Here is a 7,051-nt window from a genome sequence, read left to right as displayed (position 1 = left end):
GGCCTGCAGGCCGAAGATTCCGAAGATCGAACACATGGGTGGCGCTCCTGTAGTGAGGGTGTCTGCAACATGGCCTGCACGACGGAGCAGGCATAATGGCGCCAAGTGTAGCTGCCGCCCTGTGATGGGCCAACCGTGGAACCATGAGCAAACCCGACCCTGCGATGAATGCCCTTGGCGTGCTGGCCCTGGAACTGGCCAACGGTGAAATCCCCCGCCAGGCGGTGCTCAGCGCCGACCAGGCTGGCGAACTGGCCGAGCGTATCGGTCGTGACCTGGCCAAGCTGGTGCCGCAGGTGGCCGAGCTGGACCTGGTGTTCGCCGCCGCCCATTTCGACCCTGCCGAAGTCCTGCGCCCGGGCTGGCCGATCCACCGCCGCCTGGAAGAACTGCAGATGCGCGCGCCGGGCCGCAACCAGGGGCCGCGCCTGCTGGCCTTCGGTGCCGGTGCCGATGGCGAGGTGCCGCTGCCGTTCCAGGCCGATGCGACGCTGGCCGGCGGTGGGCTGCGCGTGGTGCCGTTCCTGCTGACCGGCAGCGATGTGGCGACCACCGCCGCAGTGGCCGATGCGCTGGAAGAGGTGCTGCTGGCCAACGGCATGGCCCATGCCGATACGGCGCTGATGGCGCAGAACAGTTTTGGTGCCCGCATCGAGCATGCGCGCTATTTCACCGTGAATGATCTGGCCGCGATGATGTCGATGCAGTACGACAACCAGGGCCTGGCCGCGCTGTGGCCGCTGATCGAGACCGCGATCCTGGCCCCCGGCCAGGACGAGTGGCTGGACAACGCACCGGAGCCGCTGCTGCGCTACACGCAGGGCGAAGCGCGCATGGCCCTGTTCGATCCGGCGGGCTGGTGTGCGTACTACAGCCACAGCAAGAACGACTGCGACCGCCTGCAGGGCATCTACGAGCAGTTCCTGATGCGCCAGCGGCAGATGGCGGCGGTGCTGGAAGCGCACGGCGTGCCGGTGCTGTTCGTGCACTGCGAGGCCGGGCAGGACGCGCGCGAGCTGCTGGCGCGTTGATCTGCGATCCCCGTGCGGGGGTTGTAGAGCCGAGCCCATGCTCGGCTCAGGCTGCCTGCAGAGCAGCCGAGCATGGGCTCGGCTCTACAGGCGGCACGTACTCCTTACGGAGCCTTCTGGATGACCGCGCAGGCCAGGCGCGCACCGGCGTTGCCGGTCGGCTGGGTGTGGTAGTCGTCCGCATCGGCGTGGACGATCAGGCCGCGGCCGATGATGTCGAAGTCATCACCCTTGCCGATGTTGACGTTGCTCGAGACCGGGCCATCGATGGTAGCCACGCCCTTGTCGTCGGCCTTGATGTTGGGCATGTCGCCGCCGTGGTGCGGGTCGGCCGACACGTTGCCGTGGTCCTGCTTGCCCGGGTTGAAGTGGCCACCGGCACTCATGCCGTCCGGCGCGCTGCAGTCGCCCTTCTCGTGGATGTGGAAGCCGTGCTCGCTGCCCGGCTTCAGGCCGGTGATCTGGCCGGTCACGTGCACCTTGCCGTCGACCACCTTGAAGGTGACGCTGCCCTTGGTCTCGTTGCCCTGGGTCGGTGCCAGCTCGGCGGTCGCCGTGGCATCGGTGGCCGGAGCGGCTTCGGTGGCCGGTGCAGCAGCCGGATCAGCCGGGGCGGCCGAGCCTTCGGCCGGGGTGGTGGCCGGGGCATCCGGGGCCGCTGCGGGCTGCTGGTTGCAGGCCGCCAGGCCCAGGGCGGCGATGGCCGCGAACAGCGAGGTATGGATCAAACGCATGGAAACTCTCCTTGGAATGATGCCCGTGGCGATCAGCGGGTAACCCGGATCACACCGCAGGCGATGCGGACGCCGGCATTGCCGGCGGGCTGGCTGCGATAGTCATCGGCGTTGGCATGCACGACCAGTGCACGCCCGGCGATATCGGTGGCGGCGCCTCCCCCAAGGGTAACGCCCTTCAGGTGCACATCGACATTGGCGCGGCCCTGCGCGTCGGCCTGCAGATTGTCGATGTCACCCAGATGGTGCTTGCCCGTACCCGCGCGGCCATGCGCGCTGGCTGCGGGATTGAAGTGATTGCCGGCACTGCTGGCATCCACCGCGCTGCAGTCACCACGCTCATGGATATGGAAACCGGCCTGCTGCATCGGCTGCAGGCCACCCACAAGTCCGGTCAGGTGCACGCCACCGCTTTCAGTCTTCAGCACCAGGCGGCCGCTGACGATGCTGGCCGAGGCCGGCGCCAGATTGGCTTCGGCCAGCTGGGCCACGGGCGTGGTGACTGCCGGTGGCGGCGTGGGCTGCGGCTTCTGCGGCGCGCTGCCACAGGCGGACAACAGCACGGCGGCAGACAGCGGCAGGATGGCAAAGGACAGGCGCATCAGGAACTCCTTGCAGGGAACACTACGGACGGCATCGTCCATGGCGGATCAACAGTTCGGCAAGCGGGCGCGAGGACGGTGTGCAGGGACCGTTCAATGGCCTCCGCGGCGGCGGCCGGCGCCCAGCTTGCGGGTGAGCGTGTTGCGGCCCAGCCCGAGCCGCGCGGCGGCTTCGGCGCGGCGGCCATGGGTGATCTGCAGGGCAGCCTCCAGCAGGGCGTGGTCCACCCGCTCGCGCACCTGCGCATGCAGCCCTTCGGCGCCCTCGACCAGCTGCCGCCGCGCCCATTCGGACAGCAGCGCTTCCCACTGGCCCGGATCGGCGCCTGCCGCGCTGCCACGGCGGCTGCGTGGGCGATTCAGCGCGGTATCGACGTCGGCCACGCCGATGGTGTCGGCAGCGGCGAGCGCGGCCATGCGCCAGCAGACGTTTTCCAGCTCGCGCACGTTGCCCGGCCAGTCGTGCTCACGCAGCGCCTGCAGGGCGGCGGCAGTGAGCCGCTTCGGCGGTGTATCCAGCTTGTGCGCGGCAGCAGCCAGAAAGGTCGTGGCCAGTTGCGCGATGTCCTCTCGGCGGTCGCGCAGTGGCGGCAACTGCAGACGCACCACGTCCAGCCGGTGCAGCAGATCGGCGCGGAACTTCCCCTGCGCGACCAGCCCTTCCAGATCCTGGTGGGTGGCGGCGACCACGCGCACATCCACATGGATCAGTTCGCGGCCACCGACGCGGAAGAATTCGCCCTGGGCCAGCACGCGCAGCAGGCGCGTCTGCAGCGGCAGCGGCATGTCACCGATTTCGTCGAGGAACAGCGTGCCGCCGTTGGCCTGCTCGAAGCGGCCGATGTGACGGCGCTGGGCACCGGTAAACGCGCCGGCCTCGTGGCCGAACAGTTCGCTTTCCAGCAGTTCGGCGGGAATGGCGGCGGTGTTCAGCGCCACGAACGGGCCCTGCGCACGCGGCGATTCGCGATGCAGCGCGTTGGCCACCAGCTCCTTGCCGGTGCCGGTTTCGCCGGTGATCAGCACCGCCAACGGTGCCTGCGCCAGGCGGCCAATGGCGCGGAACAGCGCGCGCATGGCCGGGGTGTCGCCCACCAGTTGTGGCGGTTGGTCGCTGGGCGTGTCGCTCACCGTGGTCGGCGCGGCCAGGGCCGGCGCCACCGCGGGCAGCACGCGCTGGGCCAGGGCCACCGCATCGTCCAGATCGAAGGGCTTGGACAGGAACTCATGCGCGCCGCCACGGAATGCACCGGCCGTGCTGGCCACATCGGTGTAGGCCGACATCACCACCACCGGCAACAGCGGCAGCGCGGCCTTCAGCTTTTCCAGCAGCACCAGGCCATCGTCGCCGGGCATGCGCACATCGGTGAACAGCAGCGCCGGCGGTGGGCTCTCAGCCAACGCCTTCAACGCCGGTGCCGCGCTGTCGAAATCATCGACCTGGTAGCCCGCCTCGCGCAGCGCGGTGCACAGCACGAAGCGCACCGCGCGGTCATCGTCGACCACCCAGATGCGCTGCGCGGACGAAGGGAGTTCAGACATCACTCGGGGCCTCCTCGGCCGGGGCGGTGCCGTTGCCGATCGGCAGCAGCAGGGTGAACACGGTATGGCCCGGGCGCGAGCGGTAGGTGAGCGTGCCACGGTGTTCGCGTGCTACCTGCTGGGCCAGCGCCAGGCCCAGCCCGGTGCCTTCGGCACGGCCACTGACCAACGGCAGGAACAGGTGCTCGGCCAGTTCTTCAGGCACGCCACGGCCGTCGTCGGCAATTTCCAGGCGCAGCGCCAGCGTGTGCAGCTGTTCGGCAATGCGTGCGCCGTGCTCCACGCGCGTACGCAGGGTGATGACCCCGGCGCCGGCCTGGATGGCGTTGCGCACCAGGTTCCACACCGCCTGGGTGAGACGGTCGGCGTCACCTGCGAATTCGGGAATGCTGGGGTCGTAATCGCGCTGCAGGCGCACCGCCCAGCCGGCCTCGCTTTCAGCCAGGCGCAGCACGCGTTCCAGCGAAGCGTGGATGTTCAGCAGTGCATGCGGTGCGGCCGGGGCCGGCGACAGCAACTGGTCGAGCAGGCCGTTGAGGCGTTCGATTTCCGAACCGATCAGCTCGATCAGCTCGCGTTCGCTGGCATCGCGCTGGGCAGCGCGGCGGGCCAGCAGCTGGGCGGCGCCCTTCAGCCCGGCCAGCGGGTTGCGCAGTTCGTGAGCCAGCCCTTTCAGCGCGGCACTGAGCGCGCTGGGCAGGGCCTGGGTCGGGTCCAGGCCGGGGAATTCATCGACCGGGTGGGCTTCCAGCAACCAGCCACCATCGTCGCGGCGGCTCATCCAGCCCTCGGCAAAGCGGGGCGCCTCGCCCGGCAGGGCCAGGGCCAGGCGGTTGAGCCGCAGGCTGTCACGCTCGTCGCGGGCCAGGAAATGGGCCAGCGCCTCGCCCTGCACCTCCAGCGCGGCCAACGGCTGACCGATCAGGCGGCGGACGCTGACGCCCAGCCAGCGGGCGAACGCGGGATTGCAGCCGATGATGCGGCCATCGGCCCCGGCCCAGGCCAGCGGCGTGCCGAGGGCATCGAGGGACGGCGGGGGTGCGGGGTCGGACATTGCACCAATGTAGTGCAAAACGGGGGGCCGGGGTCGGATCCCTTTCCGTCCGGAAAGGGCTCTGACCCTTCGAGCGGAATGCGGCGCTGATCGTCGTACCTGGCAATTACCTGCCGTCCTTGTGCGGAGGATACTAACGTCTTACGATACTATCGCTGATCGTTACTACCATGCCGATCCAATCATTTGCCTGCAAACGCACGCAGGCGCTGTTTGATGGCCAGCGCGTGCCGAGATGGCGCCACATCGAAGGCGCTGCACTCCGCAAGTTGGCGATGCTCAATGTTGCGGCTGATCTGCGGGATCTGCGCATACCGCCGGCCAATCGCTTGGAGCCATTACGCGGAGACCGCTGCGGCCAGTACAGCATCCGCGTCAATGATCAGTTCCGGGTGTGCTTCGTGTGGACCCGAGAAGGCCCTGCGGAAGTTGAAATTGTCGATTACCACTAAGGAGTCGCGCTCATGCGAACCGTCCCCTACCCCGCTCCCGGCGAGATCCTGCTGCACGAGTTCCTGGAACCTCTTGGCATCACCCAGTACCGCCTGGCGAAGGCGATCGGCGTGTCGCAGCGTCGGATCGGCGAGATTGTTACCGGTCAGCGCGCGGTGACGGCAGATACCGGCCTGCGCCTTTCCCGCTACTTCGGGCTGTCAGACAAGTTCTGGATCGGTCTGCAGGCCGACTTCGATGCGGCGATGACCAAGGAGAAGCTGGCCGACGTGCTGGCACGGATCGAGCCTTACAGCGCGGCGGTGTGAGGTTCATCCGGGGGCCGGGGTCGGATCCCTTTCCGCAGGAAAGGGCTCTGACCCCGCTGCAGGTCGAGCAGGCTCGACCCCTACCGGATGCGTGGCCGGTTACAGCTTCATGTTGAGACCGACGAACACGCTGCGGCCCGGCGCCGGCGAGAGCATCGGGCGGCCGCTGTCCCAGAAGAAGCTGTCGTACCAGGCGTAGGCGTACTCGCGGCCGGTGACGTTCTTCAGTTGCAGGTCCACGCTCCAGCGCGGGTTGATCTGGTACGCGGCGCTGAGGTCGAGCACGGCGAAACTGCCGAACTTGCCGGTCTCGTTGCGCTCTTCCGGGTAGTAGTCGCCTTGTGCGCGGGCCTGGAGGCCGAGACGCAGCGCGTCGCTGGCGCGGTAGTCCATGCCCAGATTGCTGATGTGGCGCGGGGTGGCGGCCACTTCCCGGCCCTGCAGCGAAACGCTGGCATCGCGGTCTAGGCCGGCACGATCTTCCACGCGTCGGCGGGCTGGTAGATGGCCTGCACGTAGGCGCCCCAGTTGCCGAAGCTGTGGCGGTCGTTGTTATGCACGCGCGCCGGCGCCTGGCTGTAATCGTAGTTCAGGCCGCCTTCGACGGTGAGCACAGGGCTGGCCTGCCAGGTGAGTGTGCTGAGCAGGCCGGTCTGGCGCTCATCCCACACGCTGCGCTGGCGCGGCAGGTTGCCGGTGGGCGGTTGCTGAAGGTCACGCGGCGGTCGTCTTCATAGCGGTTGTAGTACAGCCGCGTGCCGAAGGTCAGCGCGTCGGACAGCTTGAGGTCCACGTGCGCGGCGATCTGGCGCATGTCGCGGTCATCGCCATCATTGGCGTTGCGCAGATCGCTGCCACGACGATGCGTGCGCAGTTCGTCGGCCGTCATGAAGCCGGGTTCATCTGCTTCGTGGTGGTAGACGCGAGCGGTCAGCCCCATGCGCAGGCCGTCGTCCTGCGAGCCGTAAAACCACTTGCCGCCCAGCGAGTACTTCTTCGAGGTGTCGTGGTCGCGGTAGCCATCGCTGGCCTGGGTGCCGACGAAGTAGTTCTGCGCGAAGCCATCCGCTTCGCGCCCCACCGCCAGCTGCGCATCACGGGTGCTGTAGCTGCCGTAGGCCAGCCGCGCATCGGTGTAGTTGCCACCCTGGCGCGTACCGAAGTTCACGTTGCCGCCGATGTTGTGCAGGCCGTAGCGCGGGTCGTTGGTCCCGCGCACCACTTCGATGTAGCTGATTTCCAGCGGAAACAGCATGTCGATGAAGCGCTGGTTGCCGTTGACGATGAAGGTGCCGTTTTCGGTCATCAGCGGGATTTCGCCCAGATA

7 protein-coding genes and 1 pseudogene are annotated in these 7,051 nt (G+C 68.1%); 3 read left to right on the top strand and 5 right to left on the bottom strand.

The window, feature by feature from the left end:
- The first annotated feature begins 143 nt into the window (after positions 1-143).
- Positions 144-1,031, top strand: coding sequence for a hypothetical protein (locus ACQKDV_RS17475; protein ID WP_427785425.1), 888 nt, complete (start codon positions 144-146; stop codon positions 1,029-1,031).
- 104 nt (positions 1,032-1,135) lie between these two features.
- Here ACQKDV_RS17475 and ACQKDV_RS17470 read toward each other — a convergent pair whose 3' ends face one another.
- The 4 genes from ACQKDV_RS17470 to ACQKDV_RS17455 form a co-directional block, all read right to left on the bottom strand.
- Positions 1,136-1,765, bottom strand: a complete 630-nt coding sequence (locus tag ACQKDV_RS17470; RefSeq protein ID WP_427785421.1) for a superoxide dismutase family protein — start codon at positions 1,763-1,765, stop codon at positions 1,136-1,138.
- A 32-nt stretch (positions 1,766-1,797) separates the two neighbouring features.
- Complete coding sequence (locus ACQKDV_RS17465; protein WP_427785418.1) at positions 1,798-2,367, bottom strand: superoxide dismutase family protein; 570 nt, start codon at positions 2,365-2,367, stop codon at positions 1,798-1,800.
- 93 nt (positions 2,368-2,460) lie between these two features.
- Complete coding sequence (gene ntrC / locus ACQKDV_RS17460; protein ID WP_427785417.1) at positions 2,461-3,909, bottom strand: nitrogen regulation protein NR(I); 1,449 nt, start codon at positions 3,907-3,909, stop codon at positions 2,461-2,463.
- Positions 3,902-4,963: a two-component system sensor histidine kinase NtrB gene (locus ACQKDV_RS17455; RefSeq protein WP_427785416.1), complete on the bottom strand. Its 1,062-nt coding sequence runs from the start codon at positions 4,961-4,963 to the stop codon at positions 3,902-3,904. The genes ntrC and ACQKDV_RS17455 overlap by 8 nt, the downstream gene beginning before the upstream one ends.
- A 170-nt stretch (positions 4,964-5,133) precedes the next feature.
- On the opposite strand from ACQKDV_RS17455, the gene ACQKDV_RS17450 reads away from it, so the two are divergent.
- Both ACQKDV_RS17450 and ACQKDV_RS17445 read left to right on the top strand, forming a co-directional pair.
- Entirely contained in the window at positions 5,134-5,415 is a 282-nt protein-coding gene (locus tag ACQKDV_RS17450; RefSeq protein WP_427785414.1) for a type II toxin-antitoxin system RelE/ParE family toxin, read from the top strand.
- A 12-nt stretch (positions 5,416-5,427) separates the two neighbouring features.
- A complete protein-coding gene (locus ACQKDV_RS17445; protein WP_108763630.1) occupies positions 5,428-5,724 on the top strand; it encodes a HigA family addiction module antitoxin in 297 nt (98 codons plus the stop codon).
- Positions 5,725-5,823: 99 nt separating this feature from the next.
- Here the strand turns inward: ACQKDV_RS17445 and ACQKDV_RS17440 are convergent.
- A pseudogene (locus ACQKDV_RS17440) lies at positions 5,824-7,051 on the bottom strand (TonB-dependent receptor domain-containing protein); the annotation flags it as partial.

Origin of the sequence: Stenotrophomonas sp. NPDC077659 (assembly GCF_050268705.1) — a bacterium.
GTDB lineage: Bacteria > Pseudomonadota > Gammaproteobacteria > Xanthomonadales > Xanthomonadaceae > Stenotrophomonas.
Note: the sequence above shows the minus strand (reverse complement) of the source record. Positions and strands in the feature narration are given on the sequence as shown.